General features: G+C 63.4%; 28 protein-coding genes. 18 read left to right on the forward strand and 10 right to left on the reverse strand.

Annotation, left to right across the window (positions count from 1 at the left end; genetic code table 11):
• The first annotated feature begins 2 nt into the window (after positions 1–2).
• On the forward strand, positions 3–623 hold the full coding sequence (locus CWS35_RS32620) for a response regulator transcription factor (protein ID WP_100955411.1): 621 nt from the start codon (positions 3–5) through the stop codon (positions 621–623).
• A gap of 30 nt (positions 624–653) precedes the next feature.
• The gene (fghA, locus tag CWS35_RS32625; protein ID WP_100955412.1) at positions 654–1493 is read left to right on the forward strand and encodes an S-formylglutathione hydrolase; all 840 of its coding nucleotides are present in this window, start codon (positions 654–656) and stop codon (positions 1491–1493) included.
• A 14-nt stretch (positions 1494–1507) separates the two neighbouring features.
• Here the strand turns inward: fghA and CWS35_RS32630 are convergent, their stop codons facing one another.
• A complete protein-coding gene (locus CWS35_RS32630; protein ID WP_024580234.1) occupies positions 1508–1987 on the reverse strand; it encodes a DUF3280 domain-containing protein in 480 nt (159 codons plus the stop codon).
• 175 nt (positions 1988–2162) lie between these two features.
• On the opposite strand from CWS35_RS32630, the gene CWS35_RS32635 reads away from it, so the two are divergent.
• The 7 genes from CWS35_RS32635 (at position 2163) to CWS35_RS32665 (ending at position 8295) form a co-directional block, all read left to right on the forward strand.
• A complete protein-coding gene (locus tag CWS35_RS32635) occupies positions 2163–3248 on the forward strand; it encodes an IS5 family transposase (RefSeq protein WP_100952361.1) in 1086 nt (361 codons plus the stop codon).
• Positions 3249–3451: 203 nt separating this feature from the next.
• Positions 3452–4633 (forward strand): ABC transporter substrate-binding protein, encoded by a 1182-nt coding sequence (locus CWS35_RS32640; protein WP_100955413.1) that lies wholly within the window; start codon positions 3452–3454, stop codon positions 4631–4633.
• Positions 4634–4638: 5 nt separating this feature from the next.
• A complete protein-coding gene (locus CWS35_RS32645) occupies positions 4639–5616 on the forward strand; it encodes a YVTN family beta-propeller repeat protein (RefSeq protein WP_168226415.1) in 978 nt (325 codons plus the stop codon).
• Positions 5613–6440 (forward strand): ABC transporter ATP-binding protein, encoded by an 828-nt coding sequence (locus tag CWS35_RS32650; RefSeq protein ID WP_245438757.1) that lies wholly within the window; start codon positions 5613–5615, stop codon positions 6438–6440. The genes CWS35_RS32645 and CWS35_RS32650 overlap by 4 nt, the downstream gene beginning before the upstream one ends.
• Complete coding sequence (locus tag CWS35_RS32655; RefSeq protein ID WP_100955415.1) at positions 6437–7285, forward strand: ABC transporter permease; 849 nt, start codon at positions 6437–6439, stop codon at positions 7283–7285. Before CWS35_RS32650 ends, CWS35_RS32655 begins: the two co-directional genes overlap by 4 nt.
• Positions 7282–7899 (forward strand): hypothetical protein, encoded by a 618-nt coding sequence (locus CWS35_RS32660; protein ID WP_245438758.1) that lies wholly within the window; start codon positions 7282–7284, stop codon positions 7897–7899. The genes CWS35_RS32655 and CWS35_RS32660 overlap by 4 nt, the downstream gene beginning before the upstream one ends.
• 99 nt (positions 7900–7998) lie before the next feature.
• On the forward strand, positions 7999–8295 hold the full coding sequence (locus CWS35_RS32665) for a copper-binding protein (protein ID WP_100955416.1): 297 nt from the start codon (positions 7999–8001) through the stop codon (positions 8293–8295).
• 25 nt (positions 8296–8320) lie between these two features.
• On the opposite strand, the gene CWS35_RS32670 is transcribed toward CWS35_RS32665, so the two are convergent.
• Together CWS35_RS32670 and CWS35_RS32675 are read right to left on the reverse strand one after the other, a co-directional pair.
• Complete coding sequence (locus tag CWS35_RS32670) at positions 8321–8878, reverse strand: PQQ-dependent catabolism-associated CXXCW motif protein (protein ID WP_100955417.1); 558 nt, start codon at positions 8876–8878, stop codon at positions 8321–8323.
• Positions 8875–9756: a substrate-binding domain-containing protein gene (locus CWS35_RS32675; protein WP_100955418.1), complete on the reverse strand. Its 882-nt coding sequence runs from the start codon at positions 9754–9756 to the stop codon at positions 8875–8877. The genes CWS35_RS32670 and CWS35_RS32675 overlap by 4 nt, the downstream gene beginning before the upstream one ends.
• A 167-nt stretch (positions 9757–9923) precedes the next feature.
• On the opposite strand from CWS35_RS32675, the gene CWS35_RS32680 reads away from it, so the two are divergent.
• Both CWS35_RS32680 and CWS35_RS32685 read left to right on the forward strand, forming a co-directional pair.
• A complete protein-coding gene (locus CWS35_RS32680) occupies positions 9924–10850 on the forward strand; it encodes a quinoprotein relay system zinc metallohydrolase 2 (protein ID WP_100955419.1) in 927 nt (308 codons plus the stop codon).
• Between the two features lie 43 nt (positions 10851–10893).
• The gene (locus CWS35_RS32685; protein WP_100955420.1) at positions 10894–11718 is read left to right on the forward strand and encodes a quinoprotein dehydrogenase-associated SoxYZ-like carrier; all 825 of its coding nucleotides are present in this window, start codon (positions 10894–10896) and stop codon (positions 11716–11718) included.
• A gap of 25 nt (positions 11719–11743) precedes the next feature.
• Here the strand turns inward: CWS35_RS32685 and CWS35_RS32690 are convergent, their stop codons facing one another.
• A complete protein-coding gene (locus CWS35_RS32690) occupies positions 11744–12100 on the reverse strand; it encodes a hypothetical protein (RefSeq protein WP_371682812.1) in 357 nt (118 codons plus the stop codon).
• Positions 12101–12201: 101 nt separating this feature from the next.
• Here CWS35_RS32690 and CWS35_RS32695 point away from each other — a divergent pair, with 101 nt between their 5' ends.
• Genes CWS35_RS32695 through CWS35_RS32710 form a run of 4 tightly spaced genes read left to right on the forward strand, consistent with a single transcriptional unit; the run spans position 12202 to position 15017 of the window.
• Positions 12202–13182, forward strand: a complete 981-nt coding sequence (locus tag CWS35_RS32695) for an ABC transporter substrate-binding protein (RefSeq protein WP_024580222.1) — start codon at positions 12202–12204, stop codon at positions 13180–13182.
• A 2-nt stretch (positions 13183–13184) separates the two neighbouring features.
• Positions 13185–13922: an ABC transporter permease gene (locus CWS35_RS32700; RefSeq protein WP_024580221.1), complete on the forward strand. Its 738-nt coding sequence runs from the start codon at positions 13185–13187 to the stop codon at positions 13920–13922.
• Positions 13912–14622: an ABC transporter ATP-binding protein gene (locus tag CWS35_RS32705; RefSeq protein ID WP_100955422.1), complete on the forward strand. Its 711-nt coding sequence runs from the start codon at positions 13912–13914 to the stop codon at positions 14620–14622. The genes CWS35_RS32700 and CWS35_RS32705 overlap by 11 nt, the downstream gene beginning before the upstream one ends.
• Before the next feature lie 41 nt (positions 14623–14663).
• Complete coding sequence (locus tag CWS35_RS32710) at positions 14664–15017, forward strand: hypothetical protein (RefSeq protein WP_100955423.1); 354 nt, start codon at positions 14664–14666, stop codon at positions 15015–15017.
• Here the strand turns inward: CWS35_RS32710 and CWS35_RS32715 are convergent, their stop codons facing one another.
• From CWS35_RS32715 to CWS35_RS39240, 5 genes are all read right to left on the reverse strand, one after another.
• Positions 15018–15254 carry a hypothetical protein gene (locus CWS35_RS32715; protein ID WP_024580218.1) on the reverse strand — a complete coding sequence of 79 codons (237 nt, stop codon included), beginning with the start codon at positions 15252–15254 and terminating at the stop codon, positions 15018–15020.
• A 101-nt stretch (positions 15255–15355) separates the two neighbouring features.
• On the reverse strand, positions 15356–16210 hold the full coding sequence (locus CWS35_RS32720) for a hypothetical protein (RefSeq protein ID WP_371682813.1): 855 nt from the start codon (positions 16208–16210) through the stop codon (positions 15356–15358).
• 298 nt (positions 16211–16508) lie between these two features.
• Entirely contained in the window at positions 16509–16589 is an 81-nt protein-coding gene (gene pqqA, locus CWS35_RS32725) for a pyrroloquinoline quinone precursor peptide PqqA (RefSeq protein WP_009031067.1), read from the reverse strand.
• Positions 16590–16928: 339 nt separating this feature from the next.
• Complete coding sequence (locus tag CWS35_RS32730) at positions 16929–17327, reverse strand: EF-hand domain-containing protein (RefSeq protein WP_100955424.1); 399 nt, start codon at positions 17325–17327, stop codon at positions 16929–16931.
• A complete protein-coding gene (locus CWS35_RS39240; RefSeq protein ID WP_157817301.1) occupies positions 17324–17800 on the reverse strand; it encodes a hypothetical protein in 477 nt (158 codons plus the stop codon). The genes CWS35_RS32730 and CWS35_RS39240 overlap by 4 nt, the downstream gene beginning before the upstream one ends.
• A gap of 198 nt (positions 17801–17998) precedes the next feature.
• Here CWS35_RS39240 and CWS35_RS32740 point away from each other — a divergent pair, with 198 nt between their 5' ends.
• Genes CWS35_RS32740 through CWS35_RS32750 form a run of 3 tightly spaced genes read left to right on the forward strand, consistent with a single transcriptional unit; the run spans position 17999 to position 20962 of the window.
• Positions 17999–19663, forward strand: coding sequence for a methanol/ethanol family PQQ-dependent dehydrogenase (locus tag CWS35_RS32740; protein WP_024580214.1), 1665 nt, complete (start codon positions 17999–18001; stop codon positions 19661–19663).
• Positions 19664–19676: 13 nt separating this feature from the next.
• Complete coding sequence (locus tag CWS35_RS32745) at positions 19677–20027, forward strand: cytochrome c (RefSeq protein ID WP_371682814.1); 351 nt, start codon at positions 19677–19679, stop codon at positions 20025–20027.
• Positions 20024–20962, forward strand: coding sequence for an ABC transporter substrate-binding protein (locus CWS35_RS32750; protein WP_100955425.1), 939 nt, complete (start codon positions 20024–20026; stop codon positions 20960–20962). The genes CWS35_RS32745 and CWS35_RS32750 overlap by 4 nt, the downstream gene beginning before the upstream one ends.
• Positions 20963–20978: 16 nt before the next feature.
• Here the strand turns inward: CWS35_RS32750 and CWS35_RS32755 are convergent, their stop codons facing one another.
• Complete coding sequence (locus tag CWS35_RS32755; protein ID WP_100955426.1) at positions 20979–21887, reverse strand: flagellin; 909 nt, start codon at positions 21885–21887, stop codon at positions 20979–20981.
• Positions 21888–21893: the final 6 nt, after the last annotated feature.

Below are 21893 nucleotides of genomic sequence, written 5' to 3' on the forward strand. Positions count from 1 at the left end.
CCATGCGCATTCTGATCGTTGACGACCACCCCATCGTGGCTTCGGGCTGTCGCACCGTATTCGCCGACGATCCGGAGGTCGAACTGATCGATGCACCGGACGCCGAAAGCGGCGAGCGGGCCTTCGTCGGGGAACGACCCGCGATTTGCGTCATCGACATCAACCTGCCGACGGTCTCGGGCTTCGAGCTGGCGCGCCGTATCCTGGCCCGCGATGCCAACGCACGCATCATCATGTTCAGCATGAACGATGACCCGGTGTTCGCCGCGCGCGCCATCGATATCGGCGCCAAGGGCTATGTCTCGAAGACCGGCGACCCCAATGATCTGGTGGAAGCAGTGCGAGAGGTCGGCAATGGCGGGGTCTATCTGCCGCCCGCGATCGCGCGCAGCGTCGCCTTCGCGCGCCCGAGCTTTGCGCAAAATCCACTCTCCAAGCTGACCTCGCGCGAAATGGAGATCCTGCGCCTGCTCAGCTCCGGCAAGAGCCTGTCGGAGATCGCCTGGCTGGTGCACTCGTCATACAAGACGGTCGCCAACACCTCCTCGATCATGCGCCAGAAGCTCGGCGTACGCACCTCGGCGGAGCTGGTGCGGCTGGCGATCGAGAGCGGCGTCGCCTGACGCCGCGCGTCAATACAGAGGAATACGGCAATGCAGACGGTTTCCCAGAACAAGTCGCATGGCGGCACGCAAGGCGTTTACCGGCATCCGAGCCGCGAGACCAAGACCGACATGACCTTCTCGGTATTCGTCCCGGCCCATGCATCCGGCGCCAAACTGCCCGTCGTCACCTATCTGTCGGGCCTGACCTGCACGCACGCCAACGTCACCGAGAAGGGTGAATTCCGCCAGGCCTGCGCCGAGCTTGGCCTGATTTTCGTCGCGCCTGACACCAGCCCGCGCGGCGAAGGCATTCCCGGCGATCCCGCCAATGCCTACGATTTCGGGCTCGGCGCCGGCTTCTATGTCGACGCGACGGAACAGCCGTTCGCGACCAATTACCGGATGTGGAGCTACGTCACCGAGGAATTGCCCAAGCTCGTCGCCGAGCAATTTCCCGTCGACACGACGCGGCAATCGATTCTCGGCCACTCGATGGGCGGTCATGGCGCATTGACGGTGGCGCTGCGCCATCCCGATCGCTATCGCGCGGCGAGCGCGTTCGCGCCGATCGTGGCCCCCTCGCAGGTGCCGTGGGGCAACAAGGCGCTCGGCGGCTATCTCGGCGCCGACAAGCAGGCGTGGCGCAAGCACGATGCGGTCGCTTTGATCGAGGATGGCGCCCGATTCTCCGATCTGCTGGTCGACTATGGCGATGCCGACGGATTTCTCAACGAACAGCTACGACCCGAATTGCTGAAGGCTGCCTGCGAGAAGGCCAACATTCCCCTCACCCTGCGCCGTCAGCCCGGCTACGACCACAGTTATTACTTCATCTCGACCTTCATGGCCGATCACCTGCGCTGGCACGCCGCGCGCCTGAAGGCGTGAGTCTCTGATTTCCGCTACCGTGCTTGCGGCGCGCCGTAGTTCGGCGCGAGCAGGCGGTTGCGTATGAGGTAGTCGGTGGCGCGCGACCAGGATTCGTCGGTATTGCCGCGCATGTCGGCGCTCGCCGCCGCCACCAATTGCCCGGTGTGCACGTCGCGCAGATAGAGATTGATGTTGAGGATGAGGTTGGAGACCTTCTGCACCACGCCGGTGATGGCAAGATCGGCGCCCAGCTCGCCAGCCAGCTTCACGTCGCAGCCACCGCAGGCCTGAAGATTGCTGCCGTGCGCCGCAGCATTGACCGGCGCAATGTCGAGCACCTGGAACCTGCCCGATTCCGCCAGCTCCTTGCGCACCTGTTCGCCGGTCCGGAGCAGTCGCGCCTGCTCGTCGGCCTGCGGTCCGTTCACCTCCCCTTGCAGGCTGGTGTCGATCATCTCGAGATCGAACACGGCGAGCTTGGGCGGCTCGGCACGCGCTGCCGCCGCGGACATCGCCAGCAAACAAACAACGAAGCTCAGCGTTGATCTCATGATTGTGAACCAATCGGAATATGTAATCTCGCAACGACAAAAAGCGGGGTTGCAAGCTAGCAGTCTGCTGAAGAACCCCTCGCCACGGAGGGGGCTTGATGATTCACTTTATCATCTCGAATCGGCGGAGGCGATCATGCGCGGCAGGTTTACGGATCAGGGCAGCCTGTTTTCGTACATCGCGCCGGATAAGCGTGTGCCAGCGAACCATCCGCTGCGGAAGGTCCGGGAACTTGTCCGGGATGTTTTGAGTGATTTGAACCGCAGCTTTGGGAGGCTCTATGCCAGCGAGGGACGTCCTTCGATCCCTCCGGAGCAATTGCTGAGCGCCTTGCTGCTGCAGGTGTTCTACGGCATCCGCTCGGAACGCCAGTTGATGGAGCAACTGGACTACAATCTCTTGTATCGCTGGTTCGTGGGGCTGTCGCCGGACGATCCGGTCTGGGATCCGACCACCTTCACCAAGAACCGGGAGCGGCTGCAGAACGGCGATGTGTTCACGAAGTTCATGACCAGGCTTCTGAACCATTCTCAGGTCAAACCGCTATTGTCGGACGAGCATTTTTCGGTGGACGGAACGCTGATCGAGGCTTGGGCTTCACAGAAGAGCTTTCGTCCCAGGGACGGCAGCGGTGACGATGATGACGGCGCCAACTTCCACGGCCAGAAGCGCAAGAACGACACCCATGCCAGTACCAGCGACCCGGACAGCAGGCTTTATCGCAAGGCAGCCGGACGGGAGGCTAGGCTTTGCTATATGGGCCACGCCACCATGGAGAACCGGCATGGGCTGGCAGTGGCCGGCAGGGTCACGCATGCCAATGGCACCGCCGAACGCCGGGCTTCGGAGACCATGCTGAAGGCGAGACGCAAAGCCGCAGGCCGCCGCATCACGGCGGGTGAGGACAAGGCGTACGATACCGCCGATCATGTCGCCAATCTTCGCGCCATCGGCGTGACGCCGCATGTGACACAGAACCAGGCCGTCACCAAAACCGGCAAGACCCGCAATAGCGCCATCGACGAACGAACCACACGGCATCCGGGCTATGGCATGTCGCAATCACGCCGGGCGATGGTCGAATGCATTTTCGGATGGGGCAAGCAGCATGGCACCATGCGCAAGACCAAACATCGCGGCATCGCTCGCGTCGCCGCCGACTTCCTGCTCAATCTGATCGCCTATAACCTGATCCGCATCCCCAAACTGCTTGCCGCTTAGCCACCCCGCGCCAGGGTGCACCAACGCCAGGCCAAAAAATTACATCCAACTCCACCGAGCCGCCCCAACAACGACCGGCGAGAATACAAAAACTCTCCATTTCAAGGTTTTTCAGCAGACTGCTAGGCCAATTCCGTCATCTTGCACGTCAACGCACGGTCCCACAACGCCGTGCCCAGTGAAGAAAGACCGCGGGAGGATTTATGTTCCGATGGCTGATCGGCACGATCGCGCTCAGCATGATGGCGACCGGCGCGCTGGCGGCTGATCCCGTCGAGATCCATATCGGCTATCTCGGCCATGCCGGCATCAAAGCGACCCTCTCACTGGTCGAGCAACCCGCTGATAACGACGGCGTCGCCGGCGCACGCCTTGCCATCGAGGACAACAATACGACCGGGAAATTCCTCAACCAGCGCTTCGTCCTCGACGAGGTCAAGGTCAAGGACAGCGACGACGTCGCCAAGATGGCGAGCGATCTCGCTAGCCACAACGACTACATCATCACCGACCTGCCCGCCGATGCCCTGCTCAAGGTCGCCGACGCGCTGCGCGACCGCGGTACCGTTCTGCTCAATGCGGGTGCGATCGACGATCGGCTGCGCGAGCAGGATTGCCGCGCCAATATCATCCATGTTGCGCCGACCCGCTCGATGCTGGCGGACGCGCTTGGCCAGTATCTGGTTTGGAAGCAGTGGAAGCGCTGGCTGCTGGTGGTCGGCTCGCATGATCAGGACAAGCTCTACGCCGACGCGCTACGACGCGCCGCGACGCGGTTCGGCGCCAAGATCGTCCAGGAACGGACATTCGAGGACACCGGCGGCGCACGCCGCACCGACAGCGGCGTGACGCTGATCCAGCGCCAAATGCCGGTCTTCACACAGCAGGCACCAGCCTACGACGTGCTCGTCGCCGCCGACGAGAGCGAGGTGTTCGCGAACTACCTGCCCTACCGGACCTGGGACCCACGGCCCGTGGCGGGCTCGGCCGGCCTGGTGCCGACGAGCTGGGACGCGGCACATGACCAATGGGGCGCGGTCCAGCTCCAGAGCCGCTTCGTCAAGCTGAACATGCGCCACATGACGGCGCTCGACATGCAGGCCTGGACCGCCGCGCGCATGATCGGGGAAGCCACCTCGCGCACCAATTCCGGGGATCCCAAGAAGGTGATCGCCTTCCTCAAGAGCAAGGATTTCTCCATCGCGGCCTTCAAAGGCACGCGATTGACCCTGCGCGACTGGAATCTGCAGCTGCGCCAGCCGATCCTGCTGGCCGATGGTCGTATGGTCGTTTCGGTCTCGCCGCAGGAAGGTTTCCTGCATCAGGTCTCCGAACTCGACACGCTCGGTGTTGACCGGCCTGAAACGAAGTGCAAGCTGCAGTGAGGGAGATGAAACGCATGTGGCGCCGCTGTCTGTTGACCGGGATGCTGGTTTGGCTTGCCGCGACACCGGCGTCCGCTTTCGTTGCCTACGTCTCCAACGAGAAGGGCAACACGGTCAGCGTGATCGATACCGACACCTGGACGGTGACGAAGACCATCAAGGTCGGTCAGCGGCCGCGCGGCATCGAGTTCTCGCGCGACGGCAAATTCGTGATGGTCGCGGTCGGGGACGATGACACCATCCAGGTGATCGATACCAAGACCCAGGAGATCGTCGACACCCTGCCCTCCGGACCCGATCCGGAATTGTTCACCCAGGATGCCGCCGGCAAGACACTCTATGTCGCCAACGAGAACGACAACACGGTCACCGTGATCGACCTGAAGACGCGGGCGCGGATCGGCGATATCCAGGTCGGCGTCGAGCCCGAAGGCATGACGGTGAGCCCGGACGGCAAGATCCTGATCAACACCTCCGAAACCACCAACATGGCGCATTTCATCGACACCTCGACGCGCCAGATCGTCGCCAACGTGCTGGTCGATTCACGGCCGCGTTTTGCCCAGTTCAAGCACGACGGCTCCGAATTGTGGGTCTCCTCCGAGATCGGCGGCACGGTGTCGATCATCGATCCGGTCAAGCGCGTGGTGACCGGCAAGGTGACCTTTGAAATTCCGGGCTTACGGAACGAGGCGATCCAGCCCGTCGGCATCGGCATGACCAAGGACGACAAGACCGCGTTCGTCGCGCTCGGTCCTGCCAATCGCGTCGCAATCGTCGACGCCGCCACCCACAAGGTCATCAAATATCTGCTGGTCGGCCAGCGGGTCTGGCACATGGATTTCACGCCGGACGAAAAATACCTGCTGGTTACCAACGGCGTCTCGAACGACGTCTCGGTGATCGACGTCGCCGCCCAGAAGGTGATCAAGACCATTCAGGTGGGCGAACTGCCCTGGGGAATCACGATCGCGCAGCCATGACCGCAACCGACGCGCATATCGCGAGCCAGCTCGCGCCGGGCGCCGCTCCCGCAGCGGCCACGGGCGCGGCCGTGCAGCCAGCACTGTCGATCGGCAATGTCAGCCACAGCTACGGCCCGCGCCGCGCCCTGATCGACGTCAATTTCACGGTCCAGCCGGCGAGCTTCACCGCGCTGTTGGGCCTCAACGGCGCTGGCAAAAGCACGTTGTTCTCGCTGGTGACGCGACTGTTCGGCATCCAGAACGGCCGGATCAGCATCTTCGGCCACGATATCAGCCGCACCCCGGGCGAAGCGCTGCGGCTGATGGGCGTCGTGTTCCAGCCGCGCACGCTCGATCTCGATCTGTCGCTGACGCAGAACCTGCTCTATCATGCCGCGCTGCATGGCATCTCGCGGCGCGAGGCGCGGCTGCGCAGCGCCGAGGTGCTCGGCCGCATCGGCCTTGCCGACCGCGCCGGCAGCAAGGTGCGCGATCTTTCCGGCGGGCAGATGCGGCGGCTCGAGATCGCCCGCGCGCTGCTGCACCGTCCCCGGCTGTTGCTGCTCGACGAGGCCACCGTCGGGCTCGACGTCAAGGCGCGCGCCGACATCCTCGACCACGTCCGGCAGCTCGTCACCGAACAAGGCATCGGCGTACTCTGGGCCACGCATCTGTTCGACGAGATCATGCCGAACGACGACCTCGTCGTGCTGCATCAGGGCCGGATGCTCGCGCATGGGCCGGTGTCGCGCGTGATCGCGGACGCCGGCGCCCAGGACGTCAATACCGCATTCATGCGCCTGACCGGAACGGCAACCCTCACCGGAAAACCGCCACCATGAGCAGCACGACGGTCACGCCTGAGCGAAGCGGCTTCTCGGTGTCGGAATACATCGTCTGCCTGAACGGCATCGTGTGGCGCGAGGCGCTGCGCTTTCTGCATCAGCGCGAGCGCTTCGTCTCGGCACTGGTCCGGCCGCTGGTCTGGCTGTTCATCTTCGCGGCCGGCTTCCGCCAGGTGCTCGGCATCTCGATCATCCCGCCCTACGAGACCTATATCCTCTACGAGGTCTATATCGCGCCCGGCCTGATGGCGATGATCCAGCTCTTCAACGGCATGCAATCCTCGCTGTCGATGGTCTATGACCGCGAGATGGGCAACATGCGCACGCTGCTGGTCAGCCCGTTGCCACGCGGCTACCTGCTGTTTTGCAAGCTGCTCGCCGGCACCGCCGTGTCGCTACTCCAGGTCTACGCGTTCCTCGCGATCGCGTGGTTCTGGGACATCACGCCGCCGACGATCGGCTACCTCACCGTGCTTCCGGCGCTGGTGCTTTCGGGCCTGATGCTCGGCGCGCTGGGCATGCTGATCTCGGCCAGCATCAAGCAGCTGGAGAATTTCGCCGGCGTGATGAACTTTGTCATCTTCCCGATGTTCTTCGCATCGTCGGCCCTCTACCCGCTGTGGCGGGTGCAGGAAGGCAGTCCGATGCTGTATTATGTCTGCCAGTGCAATCCGTTCACGCACGCGGTGGAGCTGATCCGGTTCGCGCTGTACGGCAAGATGAATTGGGTTTCGCTCGCGGTGGTCGGCGGCTGCACGGTGGTGTTCATGATCGGCGCGATCCTGGCTTACGATCCATCGCGCGGCCTGGTGCGGCGCGGCCCCGGCGGAGGCGAGACATGACAGCTTGGCGTGTGGGAGTGGGCGCCCTGCTCGCGATGGTTCTGTCGAGCCATGTCGCGTCAGCTGCCGACCCGCGCTATCCGGACTGGCCCTGCCAACAGGCCAAGGTGCCCGAGATCTCGCTCGCCGCGGTCTGGGCCGGGCCTCCGCTCGGCGATGCCGAAACCAAGTGGAAGGACGATCCCAAGATCAACGCACTTGCGACCAAGCTCGCCGCGCGCCGCGTTCCGCTGGAGGAAGCGCAAAAGCAAATCACCGAATTCCTGCAAGCCTCAGCGGCCGACAAGGCCAATGCCGGAAAGCTGCTGTTCGCGGGCCTGTTCGATACGCTCAACGGCCAGCGGGCCTCGGTCATGAACGGGCTCGAGCGCGTGATGCGCAAGCAGCGCGAGGCCGCGGAAAAGATCCGCGACGATACGATCGCGCTGCAAAAGCTACAGGACGCGACGCCGCCGGACCAGGCCAAGGTCGATGAACTCGGCAACCAGTTGGTCTGGGAGACCCGAATCTTCGAGGACCGCGGGCGGGTGGTCAAATTCGTCTGCGAGGTGCCGACCACTATCGATCAGCGCCTGTTCGCGCTGGGCCGCACCATTGTGCAGGAACTGGATTGAGGCCTGCGACGCATCGCCCGGCGATGGCAAAAATGCTGCGGGAACAAACGACGCTGCCTGCTCGTTGACCCCAACTATATCTGAAGTTGGGAGACCTCGATGAGAGCAGCCAAGATCGTCATGACCAGCCTCGCCGCTGCGAGCCTGATCACCTCAGCGGCTCTGGCCCAGCAATCCATGTCGGGAATGGTCACCAAGATTGACCGGCTGCGTGGAACCATCTCGATCCAGCAGATCCAGACCGGCACCGTGGGTGCGGCCGGCGCTGCGGTTCAGGAATACAAGGTGCCCAAGGCACAGTCGCTCGAAGCCTTCCATGCCGGTGACAAGGTGACATTCACTGCGTCGGACAGCGACGGCGGCAAGACCATCGACAAGCTCGACGTGGAGAAATAGCGTGCACGTCGCGCGGGGGTCGGCTTCACGGCTCGCCTTCGCGCGGCTCCGGCTCCGCATCCACCAGCGGCAGATTGGCCCGCGCCCAGCCGTCGGTTCCCTCCGGATACCACGCCACGTTGCCGTAGCCGTAAGACAGCACGCGCTTGGCTGCGTTCCATGACATCCAGCAATTTTCCTGGCAGTAGATCACGAGCAATCTGGCCGCGTCGCCTTGCGAGGCGCGGGCCAGCCCACGCCGAAGATACTCTTCTGTGGATGTGGCGAGCCTGCCGTAACCGGTGTCGGGCAGCCAGATGCTGCCGGGAATGTCGGAATGCGGCCGCTCGCGCCACACCGTGCCGGCGGGCAGGTTCGGCTTCGGCGCACGCGGCAGCACATCGACGAAGGTACCGGACTTGTCGCGCCAGATCGCTGCCGCTTGCTCGGTCGTGAGCACCCGCGCGCCGGCAAGCGTCGTCGGCACCGGCGCGCGATAATCCGCGGTGCGATAGCCCTCGGGCTCAGCCGGTTTGTCTTGCGCGCGGACAGGCAAAGCGGCGATCGATATCACCGCAAGCATGGCCACGCACAGCCGGATCATGGCGATTTGGTCGCGGTCTCCGGCCCGATCGGACGGTCGTTCTCGTCGAGCAGTGGAACGCCGTAGTCGAGCAGGATCTTGTTGATCGCCGGCTGATTCTCCTGGATCAGGCGATTGAGCTGCCGCTTCCAGTTCTGATCGGACGCCCGCACGCCCATGCCGATGCGATAGACCAGCTTCGGTCCCGTGGTCTCCTTGACCAGCGGCGTGATATGCAGCGGCGGGGTCGCCTTCTTGGCATAGTACCCCGCCATCGGTCCCCACAGGATGCCGGCGTCGATCTCACCCTTTTCGAGATCGTTCATCATCGCCTCGGCCGACGAATCGTAACGCGTGTCGATCATCAACGGATAGGGCTTGGCGTTGGCCATCAGGCCGTTGATCGCCATGTTGGTCGCGGGCGGCGTTCCCGCCACGATGCCGATATGTTTGCCTTTCAACCGCGCGTCCTCGAGCGTGGTGACCTCGTCGAGCCCGCTGCCCGGCCTCGCGACGATCGCATAGGCCGTGCGGTAATAGGGATTGGTGCCCTGCGCGAGATCATCCCCTTGCGGGAAGCCCATGATCACGTCGCAGCGATGCGAGCCGAGCGTGACGCGCACGAAGCCGGTCGCTTGCGGAAAAAACATGTAGTCGAGCTTCTTCTGCAACTTCTCGGCAAACAGCTCGCCGATCTTGTTCTCGAAGCCTTCGCCCTTTTGGTTGGAGAACGGCAGGTTGCGCGGGTCGGCGCAAATCCGCAGCACCTTGGGATCGACGAGTTCGATGGAGAGTTCGCCCTGATCATTGATCTGCGCGCGCGCGATGTCGCGGCCGGCGAGACAGACAATGAAGCCGGCAAGCGCAAACAGGACAGGACGGCATCCGACAAATCTCATCACGCGGTCTCCTCTTGATCGGACGGTTCGCTGTCGTCGAGCAATTGCCCGGCGCGCCATGACGTGCAACAGCAATCATGATTGCGACGGCGCCGCGTTGCTTGTTGCAGTGCAAACTGGAGCGCGCCGACATCGATCGCGCGTCGCGAAGAAACTGAGGCGGAAACATGGCTCATGGCGGTTCGGTGCTTGCGCTGCTCCTGATGCTCTGGACGCCGACCATAGCGCGGGCGCAACAGGCGGAATTGCCTGTAAGCGAAGTCGCCCCCGGAATATTCGTTCACACCGGGGTCACCGCATTGATGACGCGCGAGAACGAAGGCGCCATCGCCAATGTGGGGTTCGTGATCGGCGACAGCGCGGTTGCCGTCATCGACACCGGCGGCAGCGTCCGCGAAGGGCAGCAGCTGCTTGCGGCCGTCCGTAGCCACACCGACAAGCCGATCCGTTACGTGATCAACACCCACGCCCATCCCGATCATAGCTTCGGCAATGCTGCATTCACAGGCGATGGCACCAGCTTTGTCGGCCACAAATTGCTGCCGCGGGCGCTGGCGACGCGTGGGCAATTCTATCTCGACGGCTTTCGCCGAACGATGGGCGATGCGTTGATCGACGAAGTCCGGATCATTCCGCCAACCATCCTGGTCGACGACACGCTCAAGCTCGACCTCGGCGGACGGACCCTCACGCTCAAGGCATGGCCGCCCGCCCACAGCGACAACGACCTCACCGTCTTCGACGCGCAGACCGGAACCCTGTTCGCCGGCGATATGGTGTTTATCAACCATATTCCGGTGGTCGACGGCAGCCTCAAGGGCTGGCTGCGCGCGCTCGACGATCTCCAGGCAATTCCGGCCAAGCGCGTGGTTCCCGGTCACGGACCCGTGAGCAAGTGGCCCGCGGCGCTCGCCGATGAACGGCGTTATCTCGATACGCTGGCCGCCGACGTCCGTGCCCTGGTCGCGAGCGGCAAGCCGATCACGGCAGCGGCAGAGCATGCCGTAGCCGCCGAGCGGCCGCGCTGGCAGCTGTTCGACGACTACAATGCCCGCAACGCAACTGCAGCATTCTCGGAAATTGAATGGGAGTAACGGTTCGTCCTATAATGACGCGGCTGCATAGGATCTCGCGAACATGCCCCGACATCGCGCCCGCCTGCTCTGCATCGCCAGCCTCTTCGTGATCGCGCTGGGCGCACCGGCTGCGCTCGCCACCGAGGGCTATGATCCATGGCCCGGCCTGGTCCAGGACATCTTCAGCAACCGCCCGATGAACGATGGCAGCGACGTCATCGGCATCGAGATGCCCGCGCGCGCGGAAGATGCCGCGATCGTCCCGGTGACGCTGCGCACCAAGCTATCGCCCAGCGACAGCCGCCGTGTCGTCGCGATCACGCTCGTGATCGACGAGAACCCGGCGCCGATGGCCGCGAAGTTCACGCTCGGACCGGACGCCAATGTCAGCGAGATATCGACCCGCGTCCGCGTCAACAACTACACCAACGTCCACGCCGTCGCCGAGCTCAGCGACGGCAAGCTCTATGTCAGCAAGGTCTACGTCAAGGCATCCGGCGGCTGTTCGGCGCCGGCCGCCAAGAACCTCGAAGAGGCGAAGAACCGGCTCGGCCAGATGCGTTACCGGCAGTTCGCAAAGCCCGAACAGGGACCGGCGAGCAGCACGCGGGAAGCCCAGATCATGATCGGCCATCCCAATAACTCGGGCCTGCAAATGGACCAGGTCACGCAGCTCTATATTCCGGCCTTCTTCGTCAACGAGCTGCATATCTGGCAGGACGACAGTCCGGTGCTGGCGATGGAAGGCGGCATCTCGATTTCCGAAGATCCCAACATCCGCTTCACCTACGTCTCGAACGGCGCCAAGCACGTTCGTGCCGAAGCCAAGGACACCGACGGGCACGTCTTCGAGCACGAATGGAAGGTCGAGAACCCCGGGACCTGAGGCATTCGCGAACTCACGGTCGACGCTAGAAGCACCTGACTTCGGCTTCGGCCTGGGCGCGCCTGAGGTCGTTGAGCGCATTCGCGGCCTGCTCGGATGAGCGGAACTGGCCACCCAGATTGCCGCGCACCTGCGACATGCTCAGCACGGTCTCGGCGGTGACGTAGCGATCATAGGGGATGATCGAGGCAACGACGTCGATCGAACAGGAGCACTGCTCGATCGATTGCCGGCTTTCACCGTTCGCCTTCATGCAACCGAACACATATTCCGCCCGCGCCGAGGTCGGATAGTCATTGATCTCCTGAGCCCGTGCGCCCATGAAAGACCCGGCCAGCACGGCCAGGAGCATGGCCGGGACGGCGACAATCGGTCGTAGCATGCCAGCTCCTGCCATGGTCCTGCTTCCTCTTCCCTTCGCGCAAGCTATGCTATGGGTGTTGAACAGAAAAGAAAACATTCGGGGAAGTGGCTCAAGAAACGATGATCATCTCTGTTCGCGCGGTGTTGGCTGCGGCAGTTCTGGCGGTCATGCAGTTCGGCACCTCGTGCAACGCGGAGACCATCCGCGTTGCAGCGCAGAAGACCGGAACGCTGGCCTGGGAACTGGCCGTCATTCGCTCCCATGGTCTCGACAAGAAGGCCAATTTGTCGATCGACGTCGTCGAGCTCGCCAGCCCCGAGGCCGGCAAGATCGCGCTGCGCTCCGGTACGGCAGATGTCATGGTGTCAGACTGGCCCTGGGTGTCGCGCGAGCGATCGCTCGGCGCCAGGCTGCAATTCTATCCCTATTCGAGCGCGCTGGGCGCCGTGATGGTCCCGGCCTCGTCGCCAATGAAGACGCTGTCCGATCTCAGGGGACGCAAGCTTGCCGTCGCCGGCGGACCGATCGACAAGAACTGGCTGCTGTTGCAGGCCGCATTGAAGCAGGACGGCGTCGACCTGAAATCGCAGGCGACCATCGTCTACGGCGCGCCGCCGCTGCTTGCGGCCAAGACGCTCGGCGGCGAGATGGATGCGACGCTCAACTACTGGAATTTCTGCGCCGCGCTCGAAGCCAAGGGCTTTCGGCGGCTCGCCGGCATGGAGGACATCCTGCAGAAGCTCGGCACCAAGGGTCGCATCGCGATGATCGGTTACGTGTTCGACGAGACCTGGGCCAATGCCCACAAGGATCTGGTGGCCCGTTTCATCGCCGTGACTCGCGCCGCCAAGGACATTCTCGCCACCTCGGACGCCGAATGGGACGCGATCGCGCCGCTGACCGGCGCCGGCGATGCAGCAACCCTGCACGCCTATCGCGACCGCTACCGCGAAGGCATTCCACGCCGCCCGATCGCCGACGAGGAAGCGGATGCACGCGTGCTCTACCGGGTGCTGGCGCAGCTCGGCGGCCGCGATCTGGTCGGCACGGCAACCGAGCTCGATCCCGGCACGTTCTACCAAGCGATCCCTGGAGGCTGAGGGTGCTGCGCCTCCTGTCATTCGCGCTGTTCATCGCGACCTGGTGGGTCGCCTCGCTCGTGATCGGCGATGCCAAATTGCCGGCACCGCCGGCGGTGCTCTCGGTGCTCGCTGCCGAGGCCCGCTCGGGCGCGCTGTTCGTCAATCTCGGCGCCACGCTGGCGCGGGTGGTGCTGGCCTTTACGCTGGCAATGGCGCTCGGCTCGGCGATCGGCTACCTGATGGGCCGCGTTTCGCTTGCCAACCGCCTCGGCGATCCTTGGCTGATCCTGCTGCTCAATTTGCCGGCGCTGGTCGTCATCGTGCTGGCCTATATCTGGGCCGGGCTGACCGAGGTCGCCGCGATCGCCGCCATTGCCATCAACAAGCTGCCGACCGCGGTCGTCACGCTGCGTGAGGGTGCACGCGCGCTGGATCCCGCGCTCGACGAGATGGCAACGGCATTCGCGATTCCGCGCGGCCGCGCTTTCCGGCATGTGATCCTGCCACAGCTTGCGCCCTACATCGCGGCGGCGGCGCGCTCGGGGCTTTCGCTGGTCTGGAAGATCGTTCTGGTCGCCGAATATCTGGGCCGGCCGAACGGTGTCGGCTTCGAGATCGGCGTCGCTTTCCAGTTGTTCGACATTCCCTTGCTGCTCGCCTACTCGCTGAGCTTCGCCGCGGTCGTGCTCGTCATCGAGACGGCGCTGGTGCAGCCGTTCGAAACCCGGCTAACGCGGTGGCGGCTCCGTGCAGCTTGAGGTCAATATCACAGGCAAGAGCTTCGAGAACGCGGCCGGCAAGCGGCACGACGTGCTCGACAACGTCACCTTCACGCTGAACGCCGGCGAGGTCGGCGTGCTGTTCGGCCCGTCGGGCTGCGGCAAGAGCACCCTGCTCCGGATTCTCGCAGGCCTCGACGCCAACTACCACGGTCATGTCACGCGCTCACCCGGCATGCGGCTTGGCATGGTGTTCCAGGAGCCGCGGCTGCTGCCCTGGCGTTCGGTCGAGGACAACGTCCGGCTCGCCGCACCTGACGTCGACGACGGCACGCTGTCGGCGTTGTTCGAGGTGCTCGAATTGAGCGTGCACCGCAATCATTTTCCCGGTGAATTGTCACTCGGCCTCGCCCGCCGCGTCGCGCTTGCCCGCGCCTTCGCCGTCGAGCCGGATTTCCTGATCCTCGACGAGCCGCTGGCCTCGCTCGACAACGCCCTCGCGGGACGGTTGCGCGACCAGGTCGCCACGCTGGTGGCCAGCCGCAAGATGATGACGCTGCTGGTCACGCATGATCTCGACGATGCGGTCCGCCTCGGCGATCGCCTGTTCTTCCTGTCCCCGCGGCCGGCCCGCATCCTTCACGTCGAAACCATCGCCGCGCAGCGCGCCGTGCGCGGCGAGCCCGAAATCGGCGAAATCAAGCAACGGCTCTCGCAATTGGACCTTGCAAATATGTGATCTGCCGTCATCCTCGGACAAAAGCTCAAGGGAGAGATTGAATGTCGCGCGCCTGGATTGTCGTTGGTGTTGGATTGCTGGTGTTGCCCGCCACGGTGCTTGCCCAGAGCAAGGGCAAGGGCATTCGGCTGTGGAATCTGACCAGCGCCACGATCTCGAGCTTCGAGCTCTCGCCGGCCGGCAAGAACGAGTGGGGTCCGAACCAGACGCTCAACGACAAGGACAAGGAAGTCGATCACGACGAGCGCCTTCGCATCACCGGCGTCGAGCCGGGCCGCTACGACGCCAAGGTCGGCTACAGCGGCGCCAGGCAGTGCTTGGTCCGCGACATCGAGATCAAGGCCGATGCCGTGTTCTCGGTCTCCGACAAAGACCTCAAGGACTGCAACAAATAGCTAACCTGCGGTCGCTTCGCCGTCCGTGCGAGCGCGGTCATTGGAATGCGGATATTCGCAGCGCCAGCGCACCGCAGTCCATTTCGGATGCTGACCGACCCATTGCGCGATGTATGGTGGCGCGGCCATCGCACATTGCTGCAACGAGCCATTCCAGTCGAACAGCAAATGCTGCTCCTCGCAGGTCGCGGGCGACAACACGGCACATACAGTGACGATCAGATCTATCGGGTTCATGTGCGATCCCTAAAGCGTGCTCATGACTAGATAATACGACGAAATACGTAGTCAGCCAGTCGACGGTTTCACAGCCCCGTGAAGCGCTATGGGAACCAGGCCTAGAAGTTCAAGCCATACACCAGCCGCGCCTGATGGCGTTCGAAATTGACCAGGTCGAGAACGGTGTTGCTCCCTGCCCGCTGCCCCCACGCCTGGACGCTCCAGGTCGCAGTCAGGCGCGAGCGGTCGGAGAGCTGGACATAGGCCGTAGGCCCGATGAACAGCGCCTGGCCGGAGAATTCGTCCAGGCCAATCCCCTCATATTTTCTGAAATAGCGCACTTCGCCACCGAGCTGAATATTCGGCCTCAGCTTGGCCATCAGCCCGAATGCGACGCCGATCGTGGCGTCCTGTTCCGCGGCGCCGGTGCTCGGCATCCGTGTCCATTCCGGCTCGTAGCTGACATTCAGGGCGGCGACCACGAAATTCGGAATCACCTCGCGGTCGAACGCCACTATAAATTCGGTGCCATAGCTGCGGACCGCGGCAGCGGTCGTCTCATCGACACGGTCGGCGTGCATCTCCAGCGCCAATGTCATGCCGAACGGCGCCACGTCGCGATCGAGAAAGCGATAGCGGAAGTCCGCCGAGACACCCTGCCACGACAATTGACGGCGATCGTCAAAACCCGGCACGTGGCTGATGTCGAACGCCGTGAACGACGTCCCGAGTTCGACACGAAAGTTCGGCGCCGGAACGAGTTCGATCTCCATTTCCTGATTGAGCGCGCGATAACGGCCGCCATCCTTGACGAAGTGTCCAGTGGTCTGGCTCTGGAATTCGCGCTCGCCGGCATCGCCGACATCGGAGCCGATCATGAAGCCGAAGATGTGCTCGGTATCAAACCCCTCGGCGTAGGCAGCAAGCGGTAGCACCGCGGCGATGCCGGCAATTGCCGCGCAGACCACGCCCACCCAACGTGCTCTCCCGATCTCGAGATTCATTGTCCCGAACCACCGCCTCGAACCGCACTGTAGGACGAAGCGATGCGGCCCGCCAATCGCGTAGGCAGGGTCGAGCTCAACGTCTTGTGGGAAGGATCTGGGGAAGCCGCACGAGCGTCGCCAGAGCGCTTTTTGGGCGAAGTGGATACCAGTTCGCGCGAAGGAAACGCGTCAAGACAAGAACCCAGGGCCGCGAAAGACGCCTGCCACGGCTCGACGCAGCAAACTGCATGAGCCGGACAGGCCGTCTCGCGTTGCTTGTCTGAGCTTACTTACGCGCCGCGCAGGCGTACATGTTGATTTCCATGCCCACCGGCACTTCGACGATCTTCGGTGTCTTCCAGGCCATTTCCTTCTCCCAAGTATGAGTTGACGCAAGCCTCGCGTCGCGCGGCAAGCCAGGTCTGGCCTTTCCAGGGCGCAAGCCGGGCGGTGAAGACCCGACTTCACTGCTGGACATGCCGAAACGGACGACAGCTCGCCGACGCCCGCCCCGCACTGAAACGGCCGGGAAACCCCGACACTGTTCTGTCAGGCATTTTCCGGTTGCCGGGCAGCGACGCGCCGTCAAGCAGACCACATTGCTCCGGCCACATCTTGCCCAAGAGCGAAATCGCCATTTTTTGTTGTCCGCAGGGCTTCGGCGGCAAATCCGAAGTTCGCCCGCCAGGAATCCGGCGACAAGCGCCTATTTGAGCAGGCGCAGCAGGGCCCGGCCGGCGCGTGACTTCAGCTCGTTCGCATCCAGCGTACCGTCATTGTCGGGGTCGGCAGCCTTGAAGCGCTGCTCGACGACCGCGAGGTATTCGTCGAGCGTCAACGTGCCGTCGTGATCCGGGTCCGCCATCTTGAGCTCCTTCGCGGTCAACCGTCCGCGCAATTCGCGCACGTCGAGCGTGCCGTCATGATCAGGATCCAGCTTCGCGAACAGGTCGGCGGCGGCCTTCTTGGCTTCGGCAAGGTCGACCGTGCCGTCATTGTCGGGATCGAGCATCTTGAGCGCGCTGCCCCGGCCGGATGCCGCCAAAGCGGGACCAGACAGAACGGCCACGGCTAAAGTCAAAGCAAGAGATCGGCGCGAAATCATCGTTCGTCTCCTTCGATGTCGCTCCGGCGAACGAGATGGAGCGTGCCCTGCAAATCAGGGTCCAGCATAGCAGCTTCGATGCAGCTTCCTACAACCAGTGCAACCGGCAAGACCATGTCGGGTTTCGGGTGGAAAGAGAGCGTCTCACAGATCATCAGTGATGTCAGGTCGATTGCATTGCGCTTGAACGAGCGAGGTGACGCCATGAATGGCAGATGCAGAAGCGCGTTGGGCTGCCTTGTCGCGCTCACTTTGATCGCGCCGACGTTCGCACAGAATGGAGCTCCGGCGGCGGAGGCAGTGCAGCAGCGCACGCTCACCGGCAAGGAGCGGCTCGGCCGCAAATGGACCGATGAGCAGCGCATCGACAATTGCAATGTGCCGCCGGACAAGCGGGGCACGAAGCCGCGTTCGAGCGTCTGTCCGCACGCGCCGTCGAGCTGATCGAAGCGTGCGCAGTGCGGTATGGCCACCGGCCACGCGTGGTGTTGCGTATTCCACGTGACGGTAAGCTACGGAGGCGCTTACGGAAAACTTGTCCCTCTCGACCAGCCTCCGCGGTCGGCTGGGTTCGTTCACGTTTTCGTATTGACCCGTTTTGGTTTCAGGCCGATGGTTCCGTCCGCAACGTCAGGAATAGGCGTGCAGAAAAGGTTCATTGGGAGGATATGATGAGACGCATTGCGCTGGCCGCAAGCCTCGTGATTCTTGCATCTTATGGTGCAAGCGCTCAGACCACCGAACAGTTGGTCAAGGGTGCGACTGATACATCGAACGTTCTCAATTACGGAATGGGTTACAATCTTCAGCGCTTCTCGACGCTGAACCAGATCAACAAGGACACCGTCAAGAATCTGGTGCCGGTCTGGAACTACAGCCTGAACGACGACCGCAGCGAGGAATCGCAGCCGCTCGTCTATCAGGGTGTCCTCTACGTCACCACGCACAGCGCCACGATCGCGGTCGACGCCAAGACCGGCAAGCAGATCTGGAAGACCAAGGTCGAGTATCCCGCCGAGACGCCGCGTATCGTCTGCTGCGGCATCATCAACCGCGGCGCCGCGCTGTATGACGGCAAGGTGTTCCGCACCACCCTCGACGCCAATGTGATCGCGCTCGATGCCAAGACCGGCAAGGAGCTGTGGCGCCAGAAGGCGGCGGACATCAAGGAAGGCTACTCGATGACGGTCGCTCCGCTGGTCGCCGACGGCGTCGTCATCACCGGCATCTCCGGCGCCGAGTTCGGCACCCGTGGCTTCATCGACGGCTGGGATCCCGCAACCGGCAAGAAGCTCTGGCGGACCTATTCGATTCCGACGCCCGACGAGCCTGGTGGCGATACCTGGAAGGGCGACACCTGGAAGCTCGGCGGCGGATCGACCTGGATCACCGGCTCCTACGATCCAGAGCTGAACACGGTGTATTGGGGCATCGGCAATCCCGGACCGTTCAATGCCGCCGTACGTCCCGGCGACAACCTCTACACCTGCTCGGTGCTCGCGCTTGATCCGAAGACCGGCAAGATCAAGTGGCATTACCAGTTCTCGCCGAACAACCCGTTCGACTATGACTCGGTGGCCGAGATGGTGCTTGCCGACATGAATGTCGAGGGCAAGCCGACCAAGGTGCTGATGGACGCCAACCGCAACGGCTTCTTCTACGTGCTCGACCGCACCAACGGAAAGCTGCTCGCGGCCAATCCCTATGTGAACGTCAATTGGGCAACCGGTGTCGACATGAAGACCGGGCGTCCGATCGAGACCGACGTCGTCAAGGACGCGCGTGACGGCAAGAAGGTCACGGTCTATCCGTCGATCCTCGGCGGCAAGAACTGGGAGCCGATGTCGTTCAACCCGCAGACTGGCCTCGCCTATGCCAACACGCTGGCGTTCGGCGGCAAGTACAAGTCCGAGCCGGCGACCTACAAGCAGGGCGAATGGTACGTCGGCATGGATCTCACCGATCCCTGGGAATGGGGCACCGGACCTCGCGGCCATCTCAAGGCGATCGATCCGATGACCGGCAAGGCGAAGTGGGAAGCGCCAAGCGACATTCCGCGCTTCTCCGGCGTGCTCTCCACCGCCGGTGGCGTGGTGTTCTCCGGCCAGTTGACCGGCGAATTCGAGGCGTTCGACGCCGATACCGGCAAGAAGCTCTGGCAGTTCCAGACCGGCTCGGGCATCGAGGGGCAACCCATCACCTGGCAGCAGGACGGCGTGCAGTATATCGCCGTCAACTCGGGCTATGGCGGCGTCTACTCGCTGTTCTCCGGCGACGAGCGGCTGGCCAAGGTGCCACCGGGCGGCTCGCTGTGGGTTTTCGCGGTCAAGAACTGAGCGCGGAGCACACGTGACTGAAAGCGTAACCTCGTTGACGGCGGCGATCCTCGCCGCCGTCGCGGCAACCTTGATCATGTTGATCCCGGCGGCCGCACAGCAAGCCAGTGCAATCGACCTTCAGGGACAGGCCGACCAGGGCAAGATCACCTACGCCAAGAACTGCTCGCACTGCCATGGACCCAACATGGTCAACTCCGGCACCATCACGCCGGACCTGCGCGCGTTTCCCAACGACAAGACGCGCTTCGTGACCACCGTGAAGCAAGGCAAGAACGGCAAGATGCCGCCCTGGGCCGACATCCTGACCGAACAGGAGATTGCGGACGTCTGGGCCTTCCTGGCGAGCCGGAGGACGCCATGAAGGCTCTCCTTGCAGGCGCGGCAACAGCACTGCTTCTGGCAATGGCGGGCGTAGCCAATGCCGCCGACGACCCGCTCAAGATCTGCCTCGACGAGGATCTTCCACCGTTGTCGGCACATCACCGCGGCAAGCCGGACTCCGGCTTCGACGTGGCGCTCGCACAGGCCATTGCCGAGCGGCTTGGACGGCCGTTCAAGATCCAGTGGTTCGAGAGCAAGCTCGACGAGGATTCGAGCCCCGCGCTCGAGGCCAACGCGCTGCTGTCGGACGGCCGCTGCTCACTGGTCGGTGGCTACGCACTGACCAAGGACTCGCTGGTGGTGCCCGGCGTCGCCACGGCCAAGCTGCCCGACTTCGACGGCGCCACCCGCGAGGATCGCCGCCGGCGGATTCCGATCGGCGTGCTGGCGCCGAGCCGGGCCTACATCTATTCGCCGATGACCGTCTTGCTCGGCCCCAACGCCAGGGACAGGATCAAGGACCGCAAGATCACCGATATCGGCGATCTCGCCGGGCTTCGCCTCGCGATCGAAAGCGGCACGCTGGGCGATGCCATTCTGATGACCTTCGACAAGGGCAAGCTGATCGACGACATCACCCACCTCGTTCCGGGACGCAGCGACCTCCTGGGCGAGCTCGAGCGCGGGGAATACGACGCCACGCTGCTCGACCTGCGCCGCTTCGACGCCTACCGCGCGAGCCATCCCGACACCAAGATCACAGCCTCCGGCTACTATTATCCGATCGGCGCCAACCGCGGTTACGTCGCGCTCGAAACCGACAAGGCACTGCTGGACGCCGTCAATGCGGCGCTCGAGGAGTTGCAGAACAAGGGCATCATCGCTCAGCTCGGCCAAGCCGCTGGCCTCACCTGGCTCGCGCCGCGCGAGCCGGCCGTCCTCGGTGATGTCTGGCTAAAGATCTTGAGCCGGTGATGCGCGAGACCGCAGGTTATCTCAGATAACTCGCCAGATTCAGGCTCTGGATCTTCGAGATCGCCGAATAGGACGCGGTCAGCTGGGCCTGATAGGTCGAAAGCTGCGCCGTCACCGCGGCGACATCAACGCTGGTAAGGTCGGTCGACAGCGTCTTCGCAAAAGACTGGTAGTCGCTCTGGTTCGAGCTGGCGGTCTCGATCTGCGCCGCGTCGGTCGACAGCTTTGCCTGTACGGTTGACGTCGCATCCAACGCACTGTTGGCGAGGTCGAGCGCCTGGGTTATGTCGCTCGATGACAACGTCGTGCTGTTGCCGACGAACTTCAGCAGCCGCATAACCTGCTCGAAGGCGGGATTGTCGGCGGTGACGCCATAGGAGACCGACTGGCTGTCCGAAACGCGGACGGACGCGATCTCGCTGTCGCCCTTGTAGTAGCTGGTATCGGCCGTGGTCAACGAGCCGGTACCCGTTGCAAAGCTCGACAGGTCGGCCGGTGCGGTGTCAGTGCGGGCGCCGCTGAAGACGTATTCGCCGTCGTACTGGGTGTTGAGCAGCCCCTGCATCTGCGACAACGCCTGCTGGGAATAGTTGATCACCGAGGCCGTCGCCGTGCTGCTGCCTACGGTGGCGGCACTGAGCTGGGTACGCAGCTGGGTGATGATATCGGTCACCGAGCCTACCGCCGAATACATCGCCTGCACCTTGTTGTCAGCGAGCGTGCTTGCATCGATATAGGACTGCGCACGCGTCACCGAGACCTGCAGGTTGATGACACGCCCGGCGCCGGAGCCATACCCGCCGAAGTCCTCCGATTGCAGGCCGGACGACTCCTGCACCTGCTCGTTGGCCATCGCGGCCTGCACCCGCAGCGCGCTTGAGATCATCTGATCCGACTGCGCAAAGGTGGCAACACGCATCATCATGACGAC

The organism is Bradyrhizobium sp. SK17, from assembly GCF_002831585.1.
Lineage (GTDB): Bacteria > Pseudomonadota > Alphaproteobacteria > Rhizobiales > Xanthobacteraceae > Bradyrhizobium.